Annotated in this window: 29 protein-coding genes; 6 read left to right on the plus strand and 23 right to left on the minus strand. The window is 47.4% G+C overall.

Annotated elements, in window-relative coordinates:
• Positions 1-149 precede the first annotated feature (149 nt).
• Both DXN05_RS05590 and DXN05_RS05595 read left to right on the plus strand, forming a co-directional pair.
• Positions 150-1,034, plus strand: a complete 885-nt coding sequence (locus DXN05_RS05590; RefSeq protein WP_116846185.1) for a UDP-2,3-diacylglucosamine diphosphatase — start codon at positions 150-152, stop codon at positions 1,032-1,034.
• Positions 1,031-2,089 carry a glycosyltransferase family protein gene (locus tag DXN05_RS05595; protein WP_116846186.1) on the plus strand — a complete coding sequence of 353 codons (1,059 nt, stop codon included), beginning with the start codon at positions 1,031-1,033 and terminating at the stop codon, positions 2,087-2,089. Before DXN05_RS05590 ends, DXN05_RS05595 begins: the two co-directional genes overlap by 4 nt.
• A gap of 39 nt (positions 2,090-2,128) precedes the next feature.
• Here DXN05_RS05595 and DXN05_RS05600 read toward each other — a convergent pair whose 3' ends face one another.
• A complete protein-coding gene (locus DXN05_RS05600) occupies positions 2,129-3,007 on the minus strand; it encodes a flavin reductase family protein (protein ID WP_116846187.1) in 879 nt (292 codons plus the stop codon).
• Positions 3,008-3,023: 16 nt separating this feature from the next.
• Positions 3,024-4,043 carry a fumarylacetoacetate hydrolase family protein gene (locus DXN05_RS05605; protein ID WP_116846188.1) on the minus strand — a complete coding sequence of 340 codons (1,020 nt, stop codon included), beginning with the start codon at positions 4,041-4,043 and terminating at the stop codon, positions 3,024-3,026.
• 220 nt (positions 4,044-4,263) lie between these two features.
• Between DXN05_RS05605 and DXN05_RS05610 the strand changes: the two genes are divergently transcribed.
• Positions 4,264-5,361, plus strand: coding sequence for a fatty acid desaturase family protein (locus DXN05_RS05610; RefSeq protein ID WP_116846189.1), 1,098 nt, complete (start codon positions 4,264-4,266; stop codon positions 5,359-5,361).
• Between the two features lie 12 nt (positions 5,362-5,373).
• Here DXN05_RS05610 and DXN05_RS05615 read toward each other — a convergent pair whose 3' ends face one another.
• The 7 genes from DXN05_RS05615 to DXN05_RS05645 all read right to left on the minus strand — a co-directional run bounded on the left by DXN05_RS05615 (position 5,374) and on the right by DXN05_RS05645 (position 10,058).
• Positions 5,374-5,712, minus strand: coding sequence for a hypothetical protein (locus DXN05_RS05615; protein WP_116846190.1), 339 nt, complete (start codon positions 5,710-5,712; stop codon positions 5,374-5,376).
• Entirely contained in the window at positions 5,705-6,484 is a 780-nt protein-coding gene (locus DXN05_RS05620) for a TIGR02757 family protein (protein WP_116846414.1), read from the minus strand. The genes DXN05_RS05615 and DXN05_RS05620 overlap by 8 nt, the downstream gene beginning before the upstream one ends.
• Before the next feature lie 92 nt (positions 6,485-6,576).
• Positions 6,577-7,725 carry a cystathionine gamma-synthase gene (locus tag DXN05_RS05625; protein WP_116846191.1) on the minus strand — a complete coding sequence of 383 codons (1,149 nt, stop codon included), beginning with the start codon at positions 7,723-7,725 and terminating at the stop codon, positions 6,577-6,579.
• A gap of 123 nt (positions 7,726-7,848) precedes the next feature.
• Positions 7,849-8,409 (minus strand): DUF2911 domain-containing protein, encoded by a 561-nt coding sequence (locus tag DXN05_RS05630; protein WP_116846192.1) that lies wholly within the window; start codon positions 8,407-8,409, stop codon positions 7,849-7,851.
• Between the two features lie 36 nt (positions 8,410-8,445).
• The gene (locus DXN05_RS05635) at positions 8,446-9,042 is read right to left on the minus strand and encodes an acyl carrier protein phosphodiesterase (RefSeq protein WP_116846193.1); all 597 of its coding nucleotides are present in this window, start codon (positions 9,040-9,042) and stop codon (positions 8,446-8,448) included.
• 79 nt (positions 9,043-9,121) lie between these two features.
• Positions 9,122-9,790 carry an SdpI family protein gene (locus tag DXN05_RS05640; protein ID WP_158559137.1) on the minus strand — a complete coding sequence of 223 codons (669 nt, stop codon included), beginning with the start codon at positions 9,788-9,790 and terminating at the stop codon, positions 9,122-9,124.
• A 4-nt stretch (positions 9,791-9,794) separates the two neighbouring features.
• Positions 9,795-10,058 (minus strand): autorepressor SdpR family transcription factor, encoded by a 264-nt coding sequence (locus DXN05_RS05645; protein WP_116846195.1) that lies wholly within the window; start codon positions 10,056-10,058, stop codon positions 9,795-9,797.
• A 376-nt stretch (positions 10,059-10,434) separates the two neighbouring features.
• Here DXN05_RS05645 and DXN05_RS05650 point away from each other — a divergent pair, with 376 nt between their 5' ends.
• Positions 10,435-10,872: a hypothetical protein gene (locus DXN05_RS05650; protein WP_147313841.1), complete on the plus strand. Its 438-nt coding sequence runs from the start codon at positions 10,435-10,437 to the stop codon at positions 10,870-10,872.
• A 17-nt stretch (positions 10,873-10,889) separates the two neighbouring features.
• Here the strand turns inward: DXN05_RS05650 and DXN05_RS05655 are convergent, their stop codons facing one another.
• The 4 genes from DXN05_RS05655 to DXN05_RS05670 all read right to left on the minus strand — a co-directional run bounded on the left by DXN05_RS05655 (position 10,890) and on the right by DXN05_RS05670 (position 15,079).
• Positions 10,890-12,098, minus strand: coding sequence for a glycosyltransferase family 87 protein (locus tag DXN05_RS05655; RefSeq protein WP_116846197.1), 1,209 nt, complete (start codon positions 12,096-12,098; stop codon positions 10,890-10,892).
• 79 nt (positions 12,099-12,177) lie between these two features.
• The gene (locus DXN05_RS05660) at positions 12,178-12,966 is read right to left on the minus strand and encodes a polysaccharide deacetylase family protein (protein ID WP_116846198.1); all 789 of its coding nucleotides are present in this window, start codon (positions 12,964-12,966) and stop codon (positions 12,178-12,180) included.
• Positions 12,963-13,886 carry a glycosyltransferase family 2 protein gene (locus tag DXN05_RS05665; RefSeq protein WP_116846199.1) on the minus strand — a complete coding sequence of 308 codons (924 nt, stop codon included), beginning with the start codon at positions 13,884-13,886 and terminating at the stop codon, positions 12,963-12,965. Before DXN05_RS05665 ends, DXN05_RS05660 begins: the two co-directional genes overlap by 4 nt.
• Positions 13,883-15,079, minus strand: a complete 1,197-nt coding sequence (locus DXN05_RS05670; RefSeq protein ID WP_116846200.1) for a glycosyltransferase family 87 protein — start codon at positions 15,077-15,079, stop codon at positions 13,883-13,885. Before DXN05_RS05670 ends, DXN05_RS05665 begins: the two co-directional genes overlap by 4 nt.
• A gap of 134 nt (positions 15,080-15,213) precedes the next feature.
• Here DXN05_RS05670 and DXN05_RS05675 point away from each other — a divergent pair, with 134 nt between their 5' ends.
• Positions 15,214-16,188 carry a deoxyhypusine synthase family protein gene (locus DXN05_RS05675; protein WP_116846201.1) on the plus strand — a complete coding sequence of 325 codons (975 nt, stop codon included), beginning with the start codon at positions 15,214-15,216 and terminating at the stop codon, positions 16,186-16,188.
• A 205-nt stretch (positions 16,189-16,393) separates the two neighbouring features.
• On the plus strand, positions 16,394-16,978 hold the full coding sequence (locus tag DXN05_RS05680; protein ID WP_116846202.1) for a dihydrofolate reductase family protein: 585 nt from the start codon (positions 16,394-16,396) through the stop codon (positions 16,976-16,978).
• Positions 16,979-17,055: 77 nt separating this feature from the next.
• Here DXN05_RS05680 and DXN05_RS05685 read toward each other — a convergent pair whose 3' ends face one another.
• The 10 genes from DXN05_RS05685 to DXN05_RS05730 form a co-directional block, all read right to left on the minus strand.
• Positions 17,056-17,829 (minus strand): CPBP family intramembrane glutamic endopeptidase, encoded by a 774-nt coding sequence (locus DXN05_RS05685; RefSeq protein ID WP_116846203.1) that lies wholly within the window; start codon positions 17,827-17,829, stop codon positions 17,056-17,058.
• On the minus strand, positions 17,829-18,449 hold the full coding sequence (locus tag DXN05_RS05690; protein WP_158559138.1) for a zinc ribbon domain-containing protein: 621 nt from the start codon (positions 18,447-18,449) through the stop codon (positions 17,829-17,831). The genes DXN05_RS05685 and DXN05_RS05690 overlap by 1 nt, the downstream gene beginning before the upstream one ends.
• A 76-nt stretch (positions 18,450-18,525) precedes the next feature.
• Complete coding sequence (locus tag DXN05_RS05695; RefSeq protein WP_116846205.1) at positions 18,526-20,046, minus strand: M28 family peptidase; 1,521 nt, start codon at positions 20,044-20,046, stop codon at positions 18,526-18,528.
• Positions 20,047-20,083: 37 nt separating this feature from the next.
• Positions 20,084-20,539: a ribose 5-phosphate isomerase B gene (rpiB, locus tag DXN05_RS05700; RefSeq protein WP_116846206.1), complete on the minus strand. Its 456-nt coding sequence runs from the start codon at positions 20,537-20,539 to the stop codon at positions 20,084-20,086.
• A gap of 18 nt (positions 20,540-20,557) precedes the next feature.
• Positions 20,558-21,427, minus strand: a complete 870-nt coding sequence (tatC, locus tag DXN05_RS05705; protein WP_116846207.1) for a twin-arginine translocase subunit TatC — start codon at positions 21,425-21,427, stop codon at positions 20,558-20,560.
• A gap of 121 nt (positions 21,428-21,548) precedes the next feature.
• The gene (locus tag DXN05_RS05710; protein WP_116846208.1) at positions 21,549-22,808 is read right to left on the minus strand and encodes a hemolysin family protein; all 1,260 of its coding nucleotides are present in this window, start codon (positions 22,806-22,808) and stop codon (positions 21,549-21,551) included.
• Positions 22,809-22,902: 94 nt separating this feature from the next.
• Positions 22,903-23,892: an aldo/keto reductase gene (locus DXN05_RS05715; RefSeq protein WP_116846209.1), complete on the minus strand. Its 990-nt coding sequence runs from the start codon at positions 23,890-23,892 to the stop codon at positions 22,903-22,905.
• Positions 23,893-23,964: 72 nt separating this feature from the next.
• Positions 23,965-24,537 (minus strand): LPS export ABC transporter periplasmic protein LptC, encoded by a 573-nt coding sequence (lptC, locus tag DXN05_RS05720; protein ID WP_116846210.1) that lies wholly within the window; start codon positions 24,535-24,537, stop codon positions 23,965-23,967.
• Positions 24,538-24,625: 88 nt separating this feature from the next.
• Entirely contained in the window at positions 24,626-25,351 is a 726-nt protein-coding gene (locus DXN05_RS05725) for a type III pantothenate kinase (RefSeq protein WP_116846211.1), read from the minus strand.
• A gap of 16 nt (positions 25,352-25,367) precedes the next feature.
• Positions 25,368-26,009, minus strand: coding sequence for an LON peptidase substrate-binding domain-containing protein (locus tag DXN05_RS05730; RefSeq protein WP_116846212.1), 642 nt, complete (start codon positions 26,007-26,009; stop codon positions 25,368-25,370).
• Positions 26,010-26,096: the final 87 nt, after the last annotated feature.

The raw sequence follows: 26,096 nt of genomic DNA on the forward strand, positions 1-26,096 counted from the left end.
ATGATAACTTCTTATGACAACTGAATTGTCAAAACGGGTGAATGCGTAGCAGTGGTTAATAATACATTAACAATTCCGTTACAATGCGTTAATCGTACCGTAACCTGCAGGTAACATTAGGGATGGAAATTTGAAAAACCCGCCTCTAAATGGAAAAAAGATCTGTTGATGTTGTTGTGATGAGTGATTTGCACTTAGGTACTTACGGTTGCCACGCAAATGAAATTGTAAACTACCTTAAGAGCATTCAGCCTCAAATACTGGTGCTGAATGGTGATATTATTGACGGATGGCAATTCAGCAAACGCTACTTCCCTGTAGCGCATATGCAGGTAATCAAAGAAATTATGAGCCTGCTCAGTAACGGCACCCGGGTTATTTATATTACGGGTAACCACGACGAAATGCTGCGCCGTTACAGCGATATCCAAATGGGCAACTTACAGCTTACCGATAAATTAGTGATGGAAATAAACGGGAAAATGACCTGGATTTTCCATGGCGATGTATTTGATGCTACTACTAAGGGCGGAGCCAAAATTCTGGCTAAGCTGGGCGGGCACGGGTACGACCTGCTTATTTTAATCAACAGCTTTATCAACTGGTGCCTGAAAATAATGGGCCGCGATAAAATGAGCTTCAGCAAAAAGGTAAAAAACAGTGTAAAGAAAGCAGTGGCATGGATTGCCGATTTTGAACAAACAGCAGCCGAGCTGGCCATTCAGAAGAAATACGATTATGTGATCTGCGGTCATATTCACCAGCCACAGAAAAGAGTAATAGAAACAAAAGATGGCAGTGTTACCTACCTCAACAGCGGCGACTGGATAGAGAACCTCACTTCGCTGGAGTACAGCCAGAACGAGTGGAATATTTACCAGTACAACGAAAAGGATTTTGAAAAGGCACAGGTAGTGAAAATGGAAAAGAAACTGCCGCAGCTGAACGTGGTAACCGATGAGGTTGCCATGTTTATCAATTCGCTGATTTTACCGAACGAAAACGGTAATAACATAAACGCACGCGCGCTATGAGAATCTTTTACGCCGTACAGGCCACTGGTAACGGGCATATAGCAAGGGCTATTGAACTGCTGCCTTTTCTGCAGCAATATGGCAGTGTTGATGTTTTTTTAAGCGGCAGCAACAGCAACCTGCCTGCTGCTCTTCCCGTGCAATACAAAAGCAAGGGAATAAGCCTGTTTTATAACAAAAAAGGCGGGCTCGATTACGGTAAAATGGTAAAGGCTTTTCAGCCCAGGCGTGTATGGAAAGAAGCGCGTGCACTGCCGGTTGACCGGTATGATTTGGTGATCAACGATTTTGAAAGCATTACTTCACTCGCATGCTGGCTTAAAAATGTGCCCTGTATCAACTTTGGTCACCAGGCAAGTTTTCAGAGCGCTCATACGCCGCGTCCTGCCAGCAAAGACCGCATGGGTGAACTGGTGCTGAAACGTTATGCGCCTGCTACGGATTATGTAGGATTGCATTTTGACAACTACGATAAGTTTATTTTCTCGCCTGTTTTAAAACAGTCTGTTTTGCAGGCAACACCGGTTGATAAAGGACATATCACCGTATATCTTTCACACTATGCAGATGAAATTGTTGCAGCAAGCCTGAAACAATTGCCTGGTGTGCGTTTTGAAGTATTCTCCAAAAAAGTGAAACAGCCGGTTACAGACGGCAACATCACTTTTATTCCCATCAATAACGAAGGGTTTAACCAGAGCATGATCACCAGCCGCGGTGTAATTACCGGCGCCGGCTTTGAAACGCCTGCCGAAGCTTTATATCTTGGCAAAAGACTGCTTTGTTTGCCCATTAAGGGCCAGTACGAGCAATGGTGCAATGCCGCAGCACTGGAACAGTTCAATGTGCCTGTTGTGCCCAGTATCGGGGCTAATTTCGCTGCTGTGGTAGATGACTGGTTACAGTCGCCATTACCCAAACAATTACAACTGCGCCAGTCAACCGGCGAAATTGTACGCCATGCCGTACACAAGGGTCTTAGCCTGCGCCAGCACGAGCCCGGCTTTACCTTGAAAGGTTTGCTGGCACCGGAAGACATCCTGGCCGTAGGGTAATACAACAACCATTAAACCATTGATCCATTAAACCATTTTTTACAATGCTAATAAGACCTGCCAGGCTTTTTCTACTGCGCCTTCGCTCAGGAGTTGTTTGGCATACAGGTGCAGTTCCTTCTCCATGTCGTCGGGGTTCAGCGAATAATACTGGAATATGTTTTTGAGCTGGTCATCGTAAAAAGCGGGATCAATGGTGGGCATACTGTGCACATTGGCCAATTGCCCCAGGTTGTTACCGGTTAATATGGCGCTGTTGCGTATGGCCGGCGGCAGGTTGTCGATACCGATACCCAGCTGAACATTGGGTTTGGCCACCTGGAATAAATTGCGTTCGTTCACGGCGCAATACCAGTCGCCGCCGAGCCTTGCCACCAGCTGCAGTTTAAGCTGGTCTATACGGCCTGCAGCATTGAGTATTTCCTCACTTACATGCATGCACAGTATTTCGGCTAATACCAGCTGGCCGGCACCGGGTTTTTCGCCCAGGCTTTTTACTTCCAGCACCCTGCATTCCATTTTTATTTTGGCTTCTTTTACCATGGGCGGCCGCACCAGGGTAGCGGGCTCTTTGGTAAAGCCTGCCTTGATAAATTCATCTGTGCCTTTGGGATACTCGCAGCTGGATAAACTGATTTGCTGCACCATATCGTAGTCGCAGATATGAATCACCACTTCCGGCACCTCCAGCACATTTTCCAGCGTATGTTTGGTGGTATTGTCGCGCACCCTGCGCGACGGAGAAAAAATAACCACTGCAGGATCTGTAGAAAACATATTGAAGAAGCTGAAGGGGCTCAGGTTTACCCTGCCTTCTGCGTCGATGGTACTGGCCAGGCAAATGGGCCGCGGGGCAATGGCATATTGCAGCCATTGCTGTTTATCTGCGGCAGATAATTGCTGTATGTCTATTTTCATGAAAGCGTGCTATAAATCAGGAAACGACCGGTTTTTTCTTCCTGGCAAGGATAGAAAAGTCTGTTTCTTCGGCAACGATATTGTTGCGTAAAGTTCCCAGGCCGTCAATGGCCATTTCTACAACATCGCCGGGTTGCAGCCATTGCTCCTGGTAACCGGGATCGTTGAGTTTTCCGGTGCCGTTCAGTTCCAGGAAGCACCCGGTGCCTACTGTGCCGCTGCCGATTACTTCGCCGGGCTGCAGGTTTACCCCGTATGCACAACGTTCTATTATTTCAGCAAAAGTCCAGTCCATATCTGCCAGGTTACCCTGGCTTACCTGCTGCCCATTTACAGTGCAGGTCATGTTTAGGTTCCAGGTTTTACCGGTGTGCCCTTCACGGGCGGGTACTTCGTATTGTTCCAGTTCATCGGTGGTAACCAGCCATGGGCCAAGCACCGTGGAAAAGTCTTTGCCCTTGGCAGGTCCCAGGTTCAGCAACATTTCTTCCATCTGCAGGGTGCGTGCGCTCATATCGTTCATAATCATAAGGCCGCCGATATAGCTGTCGGCTTCTTCTGCCGGGATATTCCTGCCGTGTTTGCAGATAACGATGGCTGCTTCCAGTTCAAAATCCAATTTCTGGAAATGATCGGGCATGCATAAAATATCGCCCGGGCCCTGGATACCGTGGTGATTGGTGAAGTAGAAAATGGGATACTGGTCAAACTCAGGTATCATGGGCACCTTGCGGTTTCTGCGTGCAGCCGCTACGTGTTGCCTGAAGGCATATCCATCGCGGCAGCTGGCCGGGAATGGTATGGGTGATAACAAGTGCACCTGATCGGGGTTGAGTGATTTTTCGCGGCCTACATTCCCGTTTTTGATGGCTTTTTCAAGGGCCTGCAGCTGCGGAAAATAGTCTTCCCAGTAATTCAGCAACAGCTGCATGCTGCCCGGCATTTCGGGGTTCAGCGCTTCGGCGTTATACAAAAGCCCATTTACTAACAGGGCGAGCTGGTCGTGCCCGTCCTGGAGATAGGAAACCAATTTCATCTGGCAGAATTTATTAATTATAGCAGTAAAAATAGTACGATTATTTGCAGCAAAACCGGAAATAATTTTGTCTGCTATTCAAGGGATTGTGGCAAAATAAACCATTTAACGGTTTGGCATAATTTTTTAGCCGTTCATTTTATATTCATACTTCAACCCGGCCGAGGAACAAGAACTACTGTTACGCCGAACGCATTTTGAGGATTTAAACAGCGCGTTTATGGAGCGAACATTGAAGCCGGCTTTTGCAAAGCCATCAGAACAGGATTTATTCCGGTTATTAAGAAAGGAAGTAAACCAGACAGTACGCTTGCTGGAACCTAAGCGAAAATTCATCATCAGGCTGAAGGCCGCATTGTTTCCCACACTGTATGTGGCCCTGTACCTTGGTGCAATTACCCGGGGTGATAACCTGCGCATACTATACAGCTGTTACTGTTTGCTGGGCGTATTGCTGGTGCTTAATTTTTTAAACCTTATTCACGAAGCAGTACACAACACGCTATTCCAGCGAAAATGGATGAACAGTTTGTATGTGCATTTCTTTGACCTGCTTGGCGCCAACAGCTTTATCTGGAAAGTGCGTCACATCAGGCTGCACCACAATTATCCCAATGTAATGGGCTGGGACAGCGATTTTGAACAGAGCCCGATGGCCCGTGTTTTTCCGCATGGTGTGTACACACGCATGCACCAGTACCAGCACATTTACCTGCCCCTGCTGTACCCGTTGTATTTGTTTAACTGGCTGCTGGTACGTGATTTCAAAGACTTTTTTTACAAAGACAAACTGGTATGGAAAGTAACCACTATACCACGTATGGAGTATGTTAAACTGTTTTTATACAAGGGGCTGTTTGTGTTTTATATACTGGTGCTGCCGGTGTTGCTGCTGAAGATAAGCTGGGCGCAGATGATGGGTGCATTTTTGCTGATGTTGTTTACCGCGAGTATCTTTTCCTTACTGGTATTGTTAACGCCACATGCGGTACCTGACAGTGAATTTCCCATGCCCGACGGGAAGGGGAATATGCCTACTACCTGGTTTGTACACCAGTTAAACACTACCAACGATGTTACAGAAGATACCTGGTTTACACGCTTTTTTATGGGCTGCTTTAACTACCATATTGCGCACCACCTGTTCCCTTCGGTAAACCATGTGTATTACCCTGAAGTAACCGAGGTAATCAGCCGTTTTGCAAAGGAGCACCAGTTGCCCTACCGGCGTTTTCCGCTGGCGGTATCGTTACAGAAACATTACCAGCTGCTGAAGAACAATAGTGTGCAGGAGGATATTTTTGAGGAGACGATGTAACAGCACAGCCGCTCACCATTTTTCGTCGTCGGGAATGTTGGTGTTGTCGCTGCGGTATTTTCTGCGCGTTTCAATTTTCTGCAGCTGCCTTTGTATAATCAAATCAGCTATCAGCAGGCCGGCATCATTGCCTGCTGCGTTGGCCAGGGCAGTTTTCAGTTTTTTCTCCGATACATCCAGCCGGTACAGCAGTTGTACCAACTGTGGAAAGTGCTGGTTAATGAGTGTGTGAATATAGGCTGCCAGCTGTTCCCTGAACAGTTCAAACGAGCTTACCGGCACCAGCGCTGTTGATGCAGCAATGCGGATAATCTCCTGCTGTACTTCCTGGTTTGTATCGTTGTTATACATATTTCTCCATTACGCCCAGTGCAAACAGGGCAAAGTCGTATTTAACAGGGTCTTCAGGGTCAAGTGTGCGCAGGTACCCTGTTAACTCCACGGCTGCATTCCAGTCTATCACTTTGCGATCGAGCAGGTCAAACCTGGTGGCTACGCGTGCTACATGCAAATCTACCGGGCAAATAAGGCTGGCCGGGGTTATTCTTTTCCATATGCCAAAATCCACGCCGCATTTGTCTGCACGCACCATCCACCGCAAAAACATATTCAGGCGTTTGCAGTTGGAGTTTTTCTCCGGTGAGGCAATGTGTTTTTTGGTGCGGTGCGGGTAATCTTCCAGCGAAAAAAAGTAGTGGTGAAAATGAATCAGTCCCAATTCAACCACATTGCCGTTTGCAGCCGCCTGCAGTACTTTATCCGGGAAAAAAGCAGTTTCCAGTGAGCGGTTATGTTGGTAATGGTATTGCAAAAAGGCAATGAAATACAGCAGGTCTGTTGCATTAAAGGTGCGGTGTTTAAAACCCAGCATGCGTTTCAGGTCGGTCTCTTCGTGGTTAACGATGAAATCGTAAGGCGCCATATCCATGAGCTGCATCAGTTCCCTGGATTTTTTGATGATGATGGTACGGTTGCCCCAGGCAAACACCGAAGCGAAAAGACCGGCAATTTCGATGTCTTGTTTTTTGGTAAACAGGTGCGGAATGCACACGGGATCATCTTTAATAAAAGACGGCTTGTTGTACTCGGTTACTTTTTTATCGAGAAAGGTTCTTACATCCATGATCACTGCTGTTGACGGCTGCCCCAGCTTTATTAAAAACATACATCCTGCTGCAGCGCTGCAACAGGATGTAGTTGGAAATGCTTTGTATATTAACCGATGGCCTGCTGCAGATCGGCAATCAGGTCGTTTGCGTCTTCAATGCCTACGCTCAGGCGTATCAGTGAATCGGCCAGGCCATTGGCCATACGTTCTTCGCGCGGGATGGAAGCATGCGTCATGCTGGCCGGGTGACCGATGAGTGATTCTACACCACCCAGTGATTCGGCCAGTGCAAACAATTGTGTTTTGCTCAGCACCTCTATCGCTTTACCGAGGTTATCATCTTTTAATGTAAACGAGATCATACCGCCGAAAGCGCGCATTTGTTTTTTGGCAATTTCATGGTTGGGATGATCCGTAAAGCCGGGCCAGTATACCCTGGCCACTTTTGGATGGTTGCGCAGGTAGTTGGCAATTACCTCACCATTTTCGCAGTGGCGCTGCATGCGTACGTGCAGGGTTTTAATACCGCGCAATACCAGCCAGCAATCGTGCGGACCGGGCACTGCGCCACAGCTGTTCTGGTAAAAGCGCAGTTTTTCTTCCAGCGCAGCATCATTGAGTATAACGGCACCATGCACTACATCTGAGTGGCCGCCGAGGTATTTGGTGGCAGAGTGCAATACAATGTCTGCGCCATCATCCAACGGGTTTTGAAGGTAAGGTGAGGCAAACGTGTTATCTACAACCGTAAGTAATTTATGTGCTTTACCAATGGCGGCGACGGCGGCAATATCAACAATATTCAGCAGCGGATTGGTGGGCGTTTCCACCCATATCATGCGCGTTTTATCATTGATGTATTTTTTGATGTCATCTGCGTTCTGCATGTTAATGAAATGAAAACGGATGCCATAACCTGCATATACTTTGGTAAAAATGCGGTAAGTACCGCCATACAAATCGTTGGTAACAATCACCTCGTCGCCGGGTTGTAACAAACGTGCCACGGCATCAGTAGCAGCCATGCCGCTTGCAAATGACAAGGCATATTTACCGTTTTCAATAACAGCCAATGCATTTTGCAGGGCAGTTCGGGTGGGGTTTTGCGTGCGTGCATATTCATAACCCTTGTGTTCACCGGGGGCGGTTTGCACATAGGTAGAGGTTTGGTAAATCGGTGTCATAATGGCGCCGGTAGAAGGATCAGGTTCTGCGCCTGCATGGATAAAACTTGTGCCGTTATTCCATTTTTTCATATGAGAGACAAATTTAGTTTTCAAACTTACGGTTTATTTTCCTGGGTAGCGATGCGCGTTTTACCCGATAAAAAAACCGCAAAAGAAACATTCTTTTGCGGTTCAACGCTTATAATAAGCTGTTTATAACAAAGTAATGGGAAGGCTTGCCTTTGAATCGTCCCACATTATATTCAGGTTCGTGTTGTTTTTGCTGAGATCGTCGAAGTAGATGGTCAACGCTTCCACAGTTTCGGGCAGTTTCTGGATGGTTACATCGGTGCGCAGCACATCTTTCTTCGGGTTTTGTACGAGGCCCCAGTAGTCTTTATCGCCGTTGATAACGATGGTCCATTTGGATTCATTGCAAATGGCATACAGGGTATAACGGCCTTTGGCCAGTAGTTTGCCGCCAATTTTCACATTGCGGAAAAATTCAATTTCCGTGGCTTCATTGGCTCCCATGCGCCATACCTGGTTGTAGCGTACAATATCACCGAATATTTTACGGCCATTGCACTGCGGTCTGCTGTAAATAACACGGGCATAAGGCTGGTCACCGGCCTTGCCGCTCATTCTGAGAATGGGATAGTTTTGCGGACAATAACTGATATCCATCGGGGACTTATCGAGTTCCGTTGGCTTTTGCTGGGCAAAACTACCCAGTGCAGATAAGGCAAACAAACAGGCGAATAGCAGCTTCATAAACGAGGGTTTTCAATTTGCGGGCAAAGATAATACCTAACCTGTTGCGGGCAGCTGTTCAATGTGTTGCAATGCGTGTGATTTAACATTCGGGAAAAATTGCTGATAAGCATTCTGCAGGTCTTCGTAGTTTTCTTCAAAGGCCCTGTAAATGGGCTTGTAATCGCTGAGATAGGCTGCCCGGTGGGTTAATCCTTTAAAGCTGTTTTCAATACCCCATGTAAAGCGGTAATTGTACAGCCAGTCCTGGCTTTCCATGTAGGGCAGCATGTAGGCAAATTTAGCCGGCAACCATTCCCGGCTGGCTTTCAGGGTGCGGTAGGTAAAACCGGCCAGTTGTATCCATTCTGTTTCTGAATGCTGATTTTCATCGAGCGCAAGAAAATGATCGTATACTATATCCATAAACGCACCGGCATATAAGCCTGCTGCTGCCTTAAAATGTTTTTTGGCCTGTGTTGTTACGGCATGTGTATCGGTGAAGTGATCAATGGAACGGTGCAGCATAATACCCTCCTGTATAATGGGCGGATAATCGAACTTTTGCTTTCCTTTTACAAAATCACTGATCATATTGCCCACCAGCAGCTGCGGGTAACGAAACGATAGGTATGCATGTGCGAGGTAATTCATTAAAAACAAAACGCTGCCGGCAGGTATTTGTTTTACAGTATACCATGCTTTCGGTTTTATTTGCCTGCAGGTTGCATTACTACGGTTGTTGTTTTTGCAGGGAGCGGTAGTAAAAATACGAGTACCCGATGGTTAAAACACTTACCGCTACACTGATGCATACAATACATATAGTGGCCGCGGCCGGCGGTAATACCAGCCCGCAAACTATAAGCAGTATGCCGCCTATAACAAATACTACGGCGCCAAAACGATGAGTTTTACGCCAGGTGGGTTCGCTCTCCAAAGTCCACGGAGTGCGTATGCCGATAAAGTAATTGGGTTTAAGACTGTTCATTAAATTACCGAGAAATACAAACAGGCCGCCCAGCAAAAAAGGCAGCAGGCGTGTAATATTGCCGCTGCTGCCGTGTTGTGCACTGTATATTACCATCACACTTACTGCCACTACCAGCAGCAATACCGCAAGTGCTATTTTTCGTGCAACATCTGCAGAATACTTCGCTGTTTTTTTAGGATCGATACTGGGCAACCACCTGCATAAGGCATACACACCTGCTGCAACACCGGTTAATATGCACAACACAATTAACAGCTCGGTTTTACTGCCATAACGGTCCGGCGTGCCCTGTATGTTAAAGTGCATGGGTACGCGGGCTGGTAAAGTATTGTATACGGCAGCAAGGTAAACAAGCGGAACGGCGAGTAAGACAAGTGCGAGCAGGTCGGTTTTGGAGAAAGTGCGCATATGATTAGTTTTTAGGTGTTGAGAATTGCAGCAGCCATTTGATGATTTCATCCATTACCGTGGTATTGAGGGTATAGGATATAAACTGGCCTTCTTTTACGGTAAGCACCAGTTTGGCCTGTTTCAGCAGGTCGAGGTGGTGCGAAACGCTGGGCCAGCTGATATCGAACTGTGCGGCTATTTCACCGGCAGTCATGTCCTTATCTTTCAGCATTTCCAGGATGGCGCGCCTGGTGGGGTCGTTTAAGGCCTTGAATAAGAGATTCACCGGCTGAAGTATTTAGACAAATGTCTAAATATGTGGGCAAATTACCAAATAAATCGCCCGGCACCGGTTTTTGCCGTTCATCACTGCCGTTCGTCACCGTATTTCACTTTTAACCCTTTATTGACTGCTTTTAGCTTCTTCTTAAGAAATCGCCTGTAATGCAGGACTGTACTGCATTTGACGGGTATGTAAGGGGTGCCGGGCACATGGGGTGCTTACCGTTCATAACAACTGTGCGATAGGCTTCGTACAATGGTCACAATTCGATTGTACAGGCTGTTGAAGCGTTCTACTTTTGAATCGTCAAGCTGCTTAAACAACACAGCGAAACAAAAATTAAACAAACTGTTCCATACATTATTCAAACCACTAGTTTATGAAAAAGATATTCTTCGCCCTTTGCCTGGCAGTAGCAATGACCACTGCTGCCTTCGCCGACGGAAAAGTAAATGCCAAAGCCCTGAACCATTTTAAAACCAATTTTAAAAATGCCGAAGGTGTAGAATGGAAAAACAATGCTGATTATACCAGGGCAAGTTTTACCTGGAACAACCAGCACATGGAAGTATTTTATGATGAAAATGGCGAAATACTGGCCTCAAGCCGCGCCATTACCTTAAAAGAACTGCCTATTAATGCCCAGGCAAAACTCGATGGCAAGTACAGTGAGTATACCGCTACCGAAGCCATTGAATTAAACAGCGAAAAAGATGGCATGAGCTATTATGTATCGCTGGTGAAAGATAATACCAAGCTTGTATTACAAATTGCTACAGACGGTAGCATGTCAATATTTAAAAAGTCTCATCTCTAGGTTTTACGGATTTACGTTTACAGTTGTGCAATTGGTTTAAAGCTCCTTTTTAAGGGAGCTTTTTCTTTTGCTGTAAACTGCGTAAACAGCAGCTGTGCAATTAACACCAGCCATACTATAAACGGCGGCAATGCTTTGAGCGAATAGGTTTTGATGGGCTTGCGCAATATGCGTGGCACCAGGTCGGTTGTGGCCAGGCTGGTAACAACCCATACCAGCAGCAATAAAGCGATTTGCCATTTGTTGATGGGCTTATCCTGCAGGCCATACCAGATAGCCACGCCGGCTACTGCAATAACAAAGGTGGCCGATTCTGATGCCGTGCTGAAAATAACTACAGTAATCAGCAACACGGCGAGGTAAGAGGCGCGGTAGGCAAAAGCAGCATATTGTTTAAAACGTAACAGGGGTAAAGCAAGCAATACAGCTGCAGGGGCCATCACCATCCAGTCTGCAAAGCCTTCGGGATGAAACAGCCTGCGTATAATGCCCATTACACACATATCCTGTGCGCTGGCAACGGCAGCGCCGCTAATGTTTTTGTTGTTCTTGATCACCAGTGCATGTATCCATTGCTGGTACGATTCTATTACGAACGAAGGTGAGGAAATAAGCATGGGCAAACAAAACAGCAACAACATCCATCCTGCAAAAAAGCCGATGAACTTTATTTTATGCTTCGAGAACAGGAAGAACAGCAAGCCCACACCTCCATAAATCTTGGTGAGCAAGCCTGCTGCAATAAACAGCGTACCCCAGATGTCTTTTTCTTCTTCAATCAATACAAAAGCGAGTACCAGCCATGCAGCAACCATAGGGTTGAACTGGGTGTTGTGCGATGCGGTCATCATTTCAATGGCGCAGAACAGCAGTATGATTAAAAACGTTGTGCGTTCAAAAGGCATGCGGCGTAAGGCGTAGTACAACAGCCAGGCATTGGCAAGTGTCCACAGGGTTACGCCCAGCCAATCGGGCAGTATGGCGAACGGGGCTATTAAACAGGCAAAACTGGGGCCGTAGTGAAAAATATCCAAACCGTAATTGGCATACAGGTTTTGAAAGTGCGTACTGTGCCAGAATGAATCACGGAAAATATAATAGTTCTGTATGCTGCCGCGCAGCGTTTCGGCCAGTACGGCAACGAATGCCATAACAAACCAGGCAAGTACCGGGAAAGCAATTTGTTTGGTGCGGGAAAACCGGATATTGCGCAAAAGCAGGTTCATGCTGAATAGTTGTAATTAAGTGGTATGACAAAATTATCCGGGAACTTCCTGATCGTCAAAATAAGTTCGGCCAGGTTTATTACAGTGCCGGCTGCCGGCGTTGCGCCAGCATTTGCTGTATGGTTACAAAATCGCCTTCCTTGCCCAGGTCGGCAATGAGCTTGTACAGGCGTTGTTTTAACGGCTCGCCTGCCCAGCGTTTGGTATAACCGGGAATATGGTAACCATCCAGCGAAGTAAATTCCCAGGGATGAAAATACAGGCACAGGTAACCATCCTGCTTCAGCGTGCGGATGGCCAGGCTTTTAAACAGGCTGTAGGGCATGTTTTTAAAGGCCAGCCAGAACAGTGGAATACGCATACGCGGCGAAACGGCTGCCGGCAAACGCAGCATGCCTTCTTCACAGTACATGGTGCGGGGCTTGTCCCTGTTATCGTACCTGCCCGGCAGCCAGGTGGGGTTAACAGATGAATCGTATGTATAACCTGCTGCAATAACATCGGGCATGGCTACATACCGCATGCGTGGCATACGCAAGCCTGTTACGGAGTTGCCGGTAATGGCTTCGAGCTGCAGCCGGCTTTGCAGCAGGTGCGGCACTTCAAAGCTGGAATGGTAAAAGGTATGGGAAGCTATTTCATGCTGCTGCGCTATACGCCGCACGGCATCAGGAAATGAATTGGCAAAATGTGCTGTGGTAAAAAAGGTGCTGGTGGCACCGGTGGCATCAATTACCTCCATGGTATCACGCAAACCTTTGTAACCAACTTCCAGCTGCTGATCCATAGGAACAGGCTGGTTGTACTCCAGCGGCATATCAAATTCTTCTACATCAAAACTCAGCAGTATGCTGCGGTTGCGGCTCATATATTGGATTCTTTTACAATGTAAACAGGGCGCTGTTTGCTTTGCATAAACAGTTTGCCCAGGTAAATGCCAATGATGCCGAGTATCATTAACTGCAAGCCACCAAAGAAAGCGATGGTTACAATCACCGATGTCCAGCCCGAAATGGCTTCACCAAAATAACGGCTGTACAGTGCATACGGCACATACAGTGTTGACAACAGTGAAAACAGGAAGCCGATATAGGTGGCGGCGTACAGGGGTTTTGTGCTGAACGAGGTAATGCCCTGCAGCGCAAAACGCATCATCTTTTTAAAGTTGTATTTCGATTCACCGCTTCTGCGTTCATCCGGCTCGTAGTCTACCGCGAGTTGTTTAAACCCGGCCCATTTCACCAGCCCCCTGAAAAACAGGTCATACTCCTGCAGGTTGCGCAGCACGTTTACCACGTTGCGGTTCAGCAGGCGAAAATCGGCGGTGCCTTTTTCCAGGTCAATATCAGAGAGGCCGTTGAGCAGGGAATAAAACAGGTTAGATGTTTGGCGCTTGCTGTACGAGAGGCGTTCATCTTCTTTGCGCACCGTGTACACTACATCGTAACCTTCCTTCCATTTGCTCAGCAATAGCGGAATCAAATGCGGCGGGTGCTGCATGTCACCATCCATGCTTATTACGCAATCACCATCGGCCATATCAAGCCCTGCTTTCAGTGCAGCCTGGTGCCCGAAATTGCGCGAGAAAGTGATAAAGCGTACTTCTTCATACATAGAAGCCTGCTGCTTTAAAACAGCGGCCGTGCCGTCGCTGCTGCCATCGTCTACAAAAATTACCTTGTAACGGTAAGGCAGGGGGCCCAGCTCCCGCTGCAGCGCCTTAATCATTACAGGAATATTATCCTGTTCATTGAATACGGGTATTACAATGGAAATAAGCTGCGTCATACTGCAATGGCTGTTTTCGGGGTTTCACACTGCTTAAAGGCCACTTCCCCAATCAGCAGCAGCCATACTATAAAGCAGGGCAGCGATTTTAATGAATAAGGGGCCACATAGTGGTTGCGCAGGTATTTAGGGAAAAGATCAGACGGGGAAAAGCTGGTTACTGCTACTACAAATACCAGCAAGGCAATATTCCATGCACTTACCGGGCGGCGGCGCAATACAAACCAGATGGCTACACCGGGTATGGCCACTACATAGGTAGATGATTCTGCCGATGTGCTGAATATTACCACCGACAACATTACCAGTGCCAGGTACCGCAGCCTGAAGCCAATATTATCATATTGTTTAAAACGCAGTAATGGTAAACCAAAGGCCAGCAATGCGGGTAATAATACCATCCAGTTGCTGAACCAGCCGGGATGAAAAATACGGCGTATCATGCCCATCACGCAAATATCCTGCGCCATGGCAAAGGTGCTGCCATCCATGTTTTGCGCGTTTTTGGCGGCGAGAGACTGGTACCAGTCGTAATAGCTGTTTACAATAAATGATGGTGAAGAAATAAGCATGGGCGCACAGAACATCACCACCAGCCAAAACACCAGCGACCAGGCGAATTTGAACTTGTCGGTTGAAAAGAGGAAGAAGGCAACGCCTGCAATGCCATAGAGTTTTACCATAAAACCCGCGGCGATAAAGAAGGTGGCCCAGAAATCTTTCTTTTGTTCTACCAGGGCAAACGACAGCAACATCCAGCCCGAAAGCATGGGGTTAAACTGCTCGTTATGGGTAGAGGTCATCATATCCATGGTGCAGATAAGTACCATGGTGAGAAAGGTTTTCTGGTTAAACGGCAGCTTTTTTATGGCCCAGAGCAGTACAGCTGCATTGGTAAGCGACCAGAGCACCACACCCAGTTTGGTGGGGAAAATGGTAAAAGGGGCAATCACGAAACTGAAGAAAGGACCATAATGGTTCAGGTCCCAGTACTCGTTCGGGTAAGGTGCATACAGGTTTTGCTGATGCACCAGGTGTTTGAATACACCCGTGAATATTAAGTAGTTATTAACCGGATCGCGCAGGGCTTCGGCTATTATCGCTGCCGCAGCGAGAGAAAACCAGATCAGTACGGGCAGGGGCATACGTTTATTACCCGGCAACCGTAGGGTGGTCGTTAATAAAAAATTCATTTTGCAGCAGCAACAGATTTTACTGTATACCAAACAAAAATAGATATTAAAATGATTAGTTAACAAGCCATACAAGGCTTAAGCTAGATTTAAACAGATTAAAAAATTACCTTTGCAGCCTAAAAATTTAAATGATGAGTAAAGGACCTGTTTCTCAATTTATAGAGCATCACTACAGGCATTTCAACGCTGCCGCGCTGGTAGATGCTGCTAAAGGTTATGAAACACATTTGCTGGAAGGCGGTAAAATGATGGTAACCCTTGCCGGCGCCATGAGTACTGCCGAGCTGGGTATTTCACTTGCAGAAATGATTCGCCAGGATAAAATTGCTATCATCAGCTGTACAGGCGCCAACCTGGAAGAAGATGTGATGAACCTGGTTGCACATAGCCACTACAAACGTGTACCCAATTACCGCGACTTAACGCCCCAGGACGAATGGGACCTGCTCGAAAATCATTATAACCGCGTTACCGATACCTGCATTCCCGAAGAAGAAGCGTTCCGCCGTTTGCAGAAACACCTGGTAAAAGTGTGGAAAGATGCAGAAGCCGCCGGTGAACGTTATTTCCCCCACGAGTTTTTATATAAGGTAGTACTCAGCGGTGAACTGGAGCAGTACTATGAAATTGACCCAAAGAACAGCTGGATTGTAGCCGCCGCACAAAAAAACATTCCGATCATCGTTCCGGGATGGGAGGACAGCACTACCGGCAACATCTTCGCCAGCTATGTTATTAAAGGCGAACTGAAAGCCAGCACCGTGAAAAACGGCATTGAATACATGGTGTTCCTTACCGAATGGTACCGCGCCAACAGCAGTGGCAAAGGCGTAGGCTTTTTCCAGATTGGCGGTGGTATTGCAGGTGACTTCCCTATTTGCGTAGTGCCGATGATGTACCAGGACTTGGAATGGCATGATGTTCCTTTCTGGAGCTATTTCTGCCAGATCAGTGATTCTACTACTTCTTACGGTTCTTACTCAGGCGCAGTGCCCAACGAAAAAATTACCTGGGGCAAGCTCGATATTCATACACCTAAGTTTATCGTAGAAAGTGATGCTACCATTGTGGCGCCGCTGATGTTTGCGTATATACTTGGATGGTAGTAATGTGGCCATTGGGTGAATAGTCAATAGTGAATAATACAGTATAAAAAAGGGTCCTGCTTTGCGGGACCTTTTTTAATAGCATCGTGAATTGTTAGTCGGTGCGGGATTTCTTTTTGGCACAATGCCCCTGCCGGATTGTCATTTTTGCACTGCATGCCTGCGAGGCAGGCGGACTACTTTTGAATAATAAAATCTTTTAGTTATGCGAAAGTTGATCATGAAAATGTCTGTTTCTGTTGACGGTTTTGCCGGTGGCCCTAATGGAGAAAAAGACTGGGTGTTTAAGAGCAGCGATGAACATTCGCGCGCCTGGCTGGTTGAGCATACCCGGCAGGCCGGACTGATTATTATGGGAAGAAAGAGCTTTGAAATGATGGCGCCATACTGGGTTACGGCACATGGCCCGCTGGCTGAAGCGATGAACGAAATACCCAAAGCGGTGTTTACCCAAAATGGATTTGCAGGTGTTAGTTTTCCCGATAAAGAGCAAACGCCTGCTACTGCTTCGTGGGCAGGCGCAAAGGTATTGGATGGAGACCTTGCCGAAAGTATCAAAGCACTTAAAGCGCAGCCCGGAAAGCCCATTATAGCAATGGCCGGCGCAGGATTTATGCGCAACCTTATTGCAACCGGGCTTGTTGATGAATACCACCTGGTTACGCATCCCGTGCTGTTGGGTGCAGGCGAACCGGTGTTCACAGGTCTTGACAAACCGCTTCACCTGAAGCTGGCAGATGTAAAGTCATTCCCCGGGGGGATTGTAGTACACATGTATCAGCCGGAGTAGAAGTACCTGCTTCGATCATTTACTATGCCTATTCATTACCCACTGAAGCGTGCACACCGCGCAGCGTACCACCTACCCTAAAACAGCACCCCTTCGTTATACAAATCAATTAAACACGCCACCAGGTTAAATACAAAGTGAAAAATAACGCCGTACCAAAGCGTGTGGTATTTTTTGCGGAGAAAGCCAAGGAAGATGCCGAAAGGGATTAGCCAGATAAGGGAAATGAAATTGAGGTGCATGGCGGCGAATATGAAACCGGTGATGATCATCACCAATTTTTCATCCATTACTTCGGCGAGATAACCGTACAGCACTCCGCGAAAGGCCAGCTCTTCAAACAGCGCAGGCATTAAGGCAATAGAGTATACCATTAGCAAACGGGGTGCTATATAAATGCGGTAGCCGCGGTAAAAACTTACGTCTGAGTGAAACAGGGATACATTCAGTTCGTGCACCAGCAGGTTTACAAGGAAGGAAAATAGGATGGCGAGTAATACAATGCCTGCAGTAATAAGCGGACTAAATCCCCTGAACGACAGCAAGGGCCGTACATTGCGGCGGTTGGCGATAGCAAATGAAACCGTGATGGCGGCGAGCAGCAGTTCTATCCAGAACAGGTGATCGTAATTGCCAAACCACTCGGTGTATTTTACCATCAGGCATATAAACAGGTACAGCGAATAAAACACAAAGGCATGGCGCAGCTGGCTGTTGTTAAACACATCAATACGCTCCCCCTCGCCGCCCAGGAAGGCGCCGCAGTTAAAGCAGAAGCGGTGATGCGGTTTTACTGTTTCGCCGCATTCACCGCAGGTGCTGTGGGTAATATGAATGTTCAGTTCTTCCACTATAAAATGTCCAGCTCCGCTTTTATAATATCGGCCCGGTAAGCATTGCGTATGCCCCTGAGCAAAATATACAACACAATGATGGAAATAAACGAACCGTATACACCCTGCAGGGTGGCAAAGGTTTGGTGCAGCCGGTTTACAAATGCGATGAGTGAAAACGTGGCCACAATTACAAAGCTGATGAGTAGTGCGGTAAAGGGCTTGTGCCTGCTCCACCAGGCAAGTACGCCAAACAGTACGGCCAGCAAAGCAGCTATTACCGACATTACATAGCGCTCGTCCATTTCACTTAACAACAGTGCAACACCCGTACCGCAAAAGGCGGTGAGCAGGTACAATATTACACGGGCAGATTGAATGGGCGCCTCTGTGGCAGATAACATTTCGAGGCGTTGCCGCATACGCAGCCTGTACAGGGTTTGCGGATGGCTTTCGGGCAATACCGGCGCGCCGCAGTTGGTACAGAAATGATAATGGGCTTCGTTTACAAAACGGCAATGACCGCAAATAATAAAAGCAGGGTTTAAAGGCACCACAGGCAGGCGTGCATGCAGTTGTTTTGCAAGCGGCATATTAAACACCTTAAGATACTGCGCTTCTTCACCCATTAACTGCAACTTACCGATTTTAGCCCAATAAAAAAGCCCCTTGCGGGGCCTTTTCAATTCAATCTGCGGTCTGTTTTACCGGCGGTTATTTCAGGGGTATATCCCGTTTGAGCATGTTGTCGCGGTTGCTCATTTCCCAGGCTGTGAAAAACACGAGTTTTACGCGTTTCTCCATTTCAGGGAAGTTGATTTTGTCAACCGTGTCGGTTGGCCTGTGGTAGTCGGCATGCACACCGTTGAAGTAAAAAATAACCGGTACGCCATTCTTTGCAAAGTTGAAATGGTCTGAACGGTAGTAGAAACGGTTAGGATCTTTAGGGTCGTTAAAACGCCTGTCAAGCTCCATGTGTGCATAGGTTTTATTGATGCTGTCGCTAATGGGCAGCAGGTCGCTGCTCAGCTTGTCTTCACCAATCACATATACATAGTTGGTTGAATCGCCTTTGTAGTCAGGGTCAATACGGCCCACCATGTCAATGTTCAGGTCTACGCTGGCCTTGCTTAAATCAATCGTAGGGTGTGCGGTAAAGTATTCAGAACCCAGCAGGCCTTTTTCTTCGCCGGATACAGTCATAAATACCATGCTGCGGCGTGGTCCGTGGCCCTGTGCTTTGGCTTTGGCAAATGCCTGTGCTATTTCCAGCACGCTGGTAGTGCCCGATCCATCGTCGTCAGCGCCATAATAAATCTGGCCGTTGTTGATGCCCAGGTGATCGTAGTGGCCGGTAACAAAAACATATTCGTCTTTTTTATCGGTACCGGGTAAAATGCCGATTACATTGCTGCTCTGCAGGGTGAGTACCTGCTTTTTCAGCGTAAGGTTAATGGCAGTGGTAAAGTTGGCAGAGAGACTGTGACCGGTAGCGATCATGGTATCCGCATCTTTTGAAAGACCAGGTGTAATGGCTTCCAGCACTTTGGCAGTTACCAGTATGGTGTTGAAACCACCGGCCCTGGCGTTAACATACATTTGACCGGTACGGCCAATGTTCATAATGCGCGGCTGGTAAACAAGCACCATCGCGGCACCTGCTGCACGGGCATACATTACTTTGGCGCGCAGGTTGCCTGCACGGGACAGCTTATTGGTGCCGGAGAGCAGGTAGTTACCGTTTTCGAGTTTGGGCTCGCCATCGGCAATCAGCACACATTTGCCTTTTACGTCGAGGTCTTTGTAATCGTCGTAAATAGAATCTTTGATACCAAAACCGGCCAGTACTACTTCTTTGATAGTGGCGGTGGTATCGGTAAGTGAAGATGGATTGATGCTGATGTCTTCACCAAATTTGAAATCCTTACCGTTTACGCTAAATGCAATCTGCGCCAGTGAATCTTCGTACACCGGGTAAAGCTGCTGGTAGCCGTTGGTAGCGCCGGGTTTAAGCCCGATGGTTTTAAAATGGTTCTCGATAAAGGCGGCAGCTTTGCGCTGGCCTGGGGAAGTGGTTTCGCGGCCCTGCATTTCTGCGCCGGCAATAATGCTGAGCTTGGCTTTTAAATCGGCTGCGGTGATGATCTCCGCATATTTGGCCGCGTTTTTATCCTGCGCCATCGCCGTAACAGATGCAGTTAAGGCAAGCACCACAGGAAGGAGTTGTTTTCTCATGATGTATGTGATTGTTTGGGATAGATAATCTGATGCACTAACAGCAGGGTATTTTGTTTACGCGTGTTTCATGCCGGCCGCCTTCAAAAGCAGTATCCATGAATGTTTGTACCATTTCCATGGCAGCTTCGGTTGTTACAAACCGCGCGGGTATGCAAATAATATTGGCGTTGTTGTGCTGGCGTATCAGCTGGGCTACTTCCGTGTTCCATGCCAGCCCGGCCCGTATGTGCTGGTGTTTGTTGGCAGTAATGGCTACACCGTTGGCCGATCCGCAGAATAAAATACCAAAGGCGGCTTCGCCTTTTTCAACAGCGGTTGCAAGCGGGTGCGCTACTTCGGGGTAATCGACAGAGCTGGTAGATGCTGCTCCAAAATCGATCACAGCGAACCCTTTGCCAGTGAGCCATTCCTTTACTGCCTGCTTGTATTCAAAACCGGCATGGTCGCTGCCAATGGCAATGGGTTGCTGTGTACTCGTATGTATGTTCATTCTTGTTCTAAATTAAACCTAGCTCCACTCTTCAGGCTCTTCTTCCCTGCGTTCTTCATCAGCTTTCATATAGTCTTTGTAGGCACGTACCGATACAATAATACTCAGCTGGTATAATAAAAAGAGCGGGATAAATACAATGGTCTGGCTCATCCAGTCGGGGCTGGGGGTAATAACCGCTGCCACAATCAATATCACCACAATGGCGAATTTCTGCGACTTCTTCAGCACGTCTGGCGTAATGAGCCCGATTTTGGTTAAGGCAAACGACAATACCGGCAGTTCAAATGCCAGGCCGCAACCCAGGATGATATTGGTAAGGTTATCGAGGTAGTCGTTAATGGTGGGTTTGGTTTCTACCAGGTTGGCAATTTTAAAGCCGCCGAGGAAGTTAAACGTAAAAGGCCCCAGCAAAAAATACCCGAACGCTGCACCCAGGAAAAAGAAGAAGGATACCCAGAATATGATAAAACGGGTGTTTTTCAGCTCTTTCGGGCGAAGGGCAGGTTTAATAAAACGCCAGAACTCCCAGAATATATAGGGAAACGAAATAATGAAGCCGAGAATGAAGGCAATGGAGATACCACTGATAAACTGACCGCCGAAGGTGGTGGTTTGCATGGTAATATGCACCGGCGGCATACACATGGCATCGCCCATATGCGCCCAGTGACTAAAATCGCACAATGCCTTGTAACTGATAAAATCGGGGTTAATGGGGCCTGCGATAATGTTGGTGAAAATCCATTCGATGTTAATGAAAATCACTACTGCCATAACCAGGATGGCGATAACAGACCGTAAAATATGCCAGCGTAATGCTTCCAGGTGGTCTACAAAAGACATTTCGGCCGTCGCGTTCCTTCTGCTGAAAAAAGATTTTGCCATTGATGTATTGACTGTCGTGAGGGGGCAAAGTTAATCGGTAGCGGTATTCAACCCCCAACAAAATGATTTTATTCGGTGTGCTTTAACGATTTCCAATATACGGGTGGAAAAACGGTGCGGTTTAGCGCAATACTTTCATCTTCACCATTTCAATGCGCGTGTCGCTTACGTTGAGCACATCAAACTCGAAACGGTCGATGATAATGCGCTCTTTGAGCTTGGGAATGGTTTCGTACTGGTTAATAATGTAACCTGAAAGTGTTTCTGATTCGTTTTCGGGGAAATCGAATCCGTATTTTTCGTTGAGAAAGTCCAGTTCAAGCCTGCCGGAGAAGATATATTCGTTTTCGGCCAGCTGTTTTTCTACAAACTCCTCAGTATCATATTCATCTTGTATTTCGCCGAATATCTCTTCCAGCACATCTTCCATGGTAACAATGCCGGCGGTACCGCCAAATTCGTCAATTACCCAGGCAATGCTTTTGCCCTCTTTGGAGAATTTGTTGATAAGGTCGGTGGCGCTCATGCTTTCGGGAACTGCCGGGATGGGCAGCATCACCGAACGGATGGTGGCGGGTTTTTTAAAGAAATCCAGCTGGTGTATAAAACCAAGAATATTGTCGATGTTTTCCTCGTACACCACCAGCTTGCTCAGTTTGCTTTCCACGAAAATGCGCAGCACTTCATCTACCGATGATTCAATATCAACGGCTTCAATCTCGGTACGGGGCACCAGGCACTGGCGTATTTTCACCATGGGCAGCGACAACGCGTTCTCGAACAGCTCGGTATTCAGTTCAGAATTGTCTTCATCCTGCTCCTTGGTTTGCTGGAAAAAATGCTCCAGGTCAACCTTGGAGAAGGCCGCATTTGTCTCTTTTACGCGCACGTTGAAGATGTTTTTCAGTATCCATTCGGAAATAGACACGAAAATAGTGGCGATGGGATAGCATATTTTGTAGAAGAAGTTCGATACTCCGGCAAAAAAGTTCAGCAGTACATCGTTCTTGGCCCTGAAAATGGCTTTGGGAATAAACTCGCCCAGCAGCAACAGTATGGCAGAGCTGAGTACGGTATCGAACAGCAGTTTCAGGTATTCGTTGTGAATTTGCAGCGGGTTCCAGAGCGAGCGTTTCATGAGATCGCTGAACAGCAGGCCGTATACCACCATGCAGATATTGATACCTACCAGGCAGGTGCCGATAAAGGTAGCCGGCTGCTCCATAAAGCGGGATAAGATACGGCCGCTGCGTTTCCCCTGTTTCTTCTTCAGTTCAATATTTAAACGGCTTGCGCTGACAAACGCTATTTCTATACCGGCAAAAAAACCGATGAGGATGAGCGTACAACCAATCAGCAGAAAAGTGTATAAATTGGTCATATATCGAAAATAATATAAATCGGTAACCTGTGCAAATAACCTCTGCGTAGCAGGCGCTTACACAAACATACCGTTTGGTTGGGGGATGTATGTTTTAAAACTCGGGTAAAACGGGTTTGGTGCGTACAATACTGTCAATTTTCGCCTTTACTTCTGTTGATAAAAGCGGCAATACATTCAGCGAATTCAGGTTTTCTTCCAGCTGCTCGCCCTTGGTGGCGCCCAGTATGGCGGTGGTTACATGCGGGTTGCTGATAACCCAGGCAAGCGACAGGTTGGTGAGGCTTACGTTCAGTTCATCTGCCACATCCTGTAGGGAGCGCACTTTGTCCAGCTTGTCCTGCTGTAATTTCTGGTCTTTCAGCCATTCAAAGCCCTGTATGGCCAGGCGGCTTTGTTCAGGTATGCCGTTATTGTATTTGCCGGTAAGCAGTCCGCTGGCAAGCGGGCTCCATACCGTAGTGCCAAGGCCAACCGTATTGAATAACTGCAAATAGTCGCATTCTATTTTCTGACGCTGGAACAGGTTGTATTCAGGCTGCTCTACCGCCGGACCAATCAGGTGCAGCCGCTGTGCGTGCAGGTGGGCTTCCATAATTTCTGTGGCAGACCATTCGCTGGTGCCCCAGTACAGTATTTTACCCTGTTGTATCAGCAGGTTCATGCTCCATACCACTTCTTCGATGGGCACATTTTTATCGGGGCGGTGGCAGAAGAATATATCAAGGTAACTGGTTTGCAGGCGTTGCAATGCCTCGTGGCAGGCTTCGGTAATGTGTTTGCGCGACAACCCGGTTTGGTTGGGCTTGTTTTGTTTGCCGCGCCAGCCGAAGAATACCTTGGAGGAGAGTACATACGAAGTACGGTCCCACTGTTTGCCGGCCAGCACGCGGCCCATCATTTTTTCGCTTTCGCCCAGTGCATATACTTCGGCGTTGTCGAAAAAATTAACGCCATTGTCATAGGCAATACCCATGAGCGTATCGGCTGTATTGGTTTCTATCTGTTTGTGAAAAGTTACCCAGCTGCCAAAACTGAGCACGCTTAACTGCAAACCTGTTTTGCCCATGCGGCGGTATTCCATAAAATTACTTTAGGTATAATGGGAATAAGATGATTGTATAACCGGGCAACGAAAATTTTGTTTGAGCAGGCATCAGGGCATGGTGCTGTCGGCAACGGTGCGTTTGGCCGAGGCGTTGAACAGTGTCCAGTGATTAAGGCTCTGGTCTGCTTCCATGCCATCCAGGCCATGCATGTAGTCGCTGCCGGGCTGGCGTATCATCACCTCTTTCTTGGTGTAAATGGTTTGTTTATTCTGATCCCACCACAGCTCTTCGGTACGCAGGGTATCGCCATTGATATTAAATACCACCACACTGTCGCGCAGGTACACCTTTCGTTCTGATTCCAGGAAGCGGCCGTATTTGGCAAAAATCTGCGATTCTACTTGGGTGCTATCATTGTACATGTCAACGTGCAGCGTATGCGGAAACTCAATTTTCGGCGTGTCTGTCTGGTAGCGCAGCATTAATGGTGAGGTAAGTTTGGCGCGCATGGCCCCGCCCTGGCTTAGGTAGCTCTCCACATTTTTTATTTCGTCGATGCCGATCTTTTTTGTTGCAAGCGCCTGAACGGCCTTGTAGTCGTTTTCACAACCCAGCAGGCAAAAGCAGATTATCAGTGCCGGCAGGCAGTACAACCGGGTTATGTGTAAAAATGGGTTCATATATTCATTAAGGCCAACGGGCGGCCCAAAGATAACCCGGTAAGCATTGTAAATGTGTGGTTACCCGATTATTAACATTTGGGCAAAGTTAGCGGTTTGCCTCGCTGATCGCATATAAACCTTTGTACATCAATCCCGCATCGGCGGTTATTTTTTTGCGGAGATGGGGGGTGAAAAACTGCATATCGCCACCGGTAAGCAATACGTTGAGGTTATTGTAACGCTCTTCATATGCTTCAATCATGCCGTCAATTTCTTTGCACATACCCAGGATGGTGCCGCTGAGCATATTGGTTTTGGTATCGTAACCCACCAGCGGGAAATTCCATTCTGCCTTTACCAGTGGTAGCTTGGCGGTATAATCGTGCATGGCTTTCAGGCGCATTTCCATACCGGGCGAAATGGCCCCGCCCAGGAATTGGTGAAACCTGTTAACGAAGTTGTAGGTAATGCACGAGCCCAGGCCTATTACCAGGTTGTGCTGGTTGGGAAACAAATCAGTAGCCGCAGACACCAGCCCCAGCCTGTCGGCCCCAATGGTTTCGGGTTTGCCTACGGGTGTGGTTACCGGCAGTTTGCTGGTGTGATCCAGTTTGTGAAAATGAGATTGCTGCGCCAGCAGGGTTTCTATTTCCGGGTTGTGATTCACTACAGACGATAATAGCGTAAAAGCAGGCCGGTGCGTTTGCAGCAGCTGTGCAATGGTGCCCGTATCATCATTATCAAGTACCAGTACCGTTGACAGGGTGCGGTTATGAAAAACAGCGCATTTAAGGCGCGTGTTGCCGAAATCGAAACAAAGCGTGGTTTGCATACTTGGTTAATATGGCTCAGAAATCCAGGTTAAATCCTTTCAGTTCCCTGAAATGACCGTTGAGTTGTATTCTTTCTTTTAATTCTTCCATCCCCGATACCACGGGCAGCACTTTGCCGAGATGCCTTTTCAGGTATTCAAGCCGCTGATTTTCCTGCAGCAGCTGCAGCAGCTCGTACTCTTCGTTCAGCGACAAGCCTACATGGTGCGCCAGGTCGTAACTGCGCAATGCTGTATCCGGTTTGCCAAAGTCTTTTGATACTTTCAGCAGCCGGTGCAGTTCACGTATATCAGTCAGCACTTTTTGCAGCAGTATTTTCTTCTGTTGCGTGGCATTGGCCGGGTAATCTACAATAGCGCCGCTATACAGTTTGTCTGGTACTACCTGTATGGTTTCGAGCATGCGGAACACGCTTACACCACGTGTGGTAATATCCATTGAACCGCTGTCGTGTACCTGCACAATCTCAACCAGGTCAACCAGTGTTCCCATTTCCTCGGGCTTGCCGTTTAACACGGTGGGAATACCAAAGGGTTTGTTCTCGGCCCTGCATTCATGGATGAGTTGTTTATAACGCTCCTCAAAAATGTGCAGGTTCAGCTTCTCGCCGGGATAAACCACAATGTTCAGTGGAAATATGGGAATAAAATTGATCATAGTTTCAGTTCGGTACAGTCATGCAATTTACTGCAAACGCAAATATCATGATTCCCGGTTTTGTGCCTCTGCAGAATTATGCCGCAA

The organism is Deminuibacter soli, assembly GCF_003412455.1.
Taxonomy (GTDB): domain Bacteria; phylum Bacteroidota; class Bacteroidia; order Chitinophagales; family Chitinophagaceae; genus Deminuibacter; species Deminuibacter soli.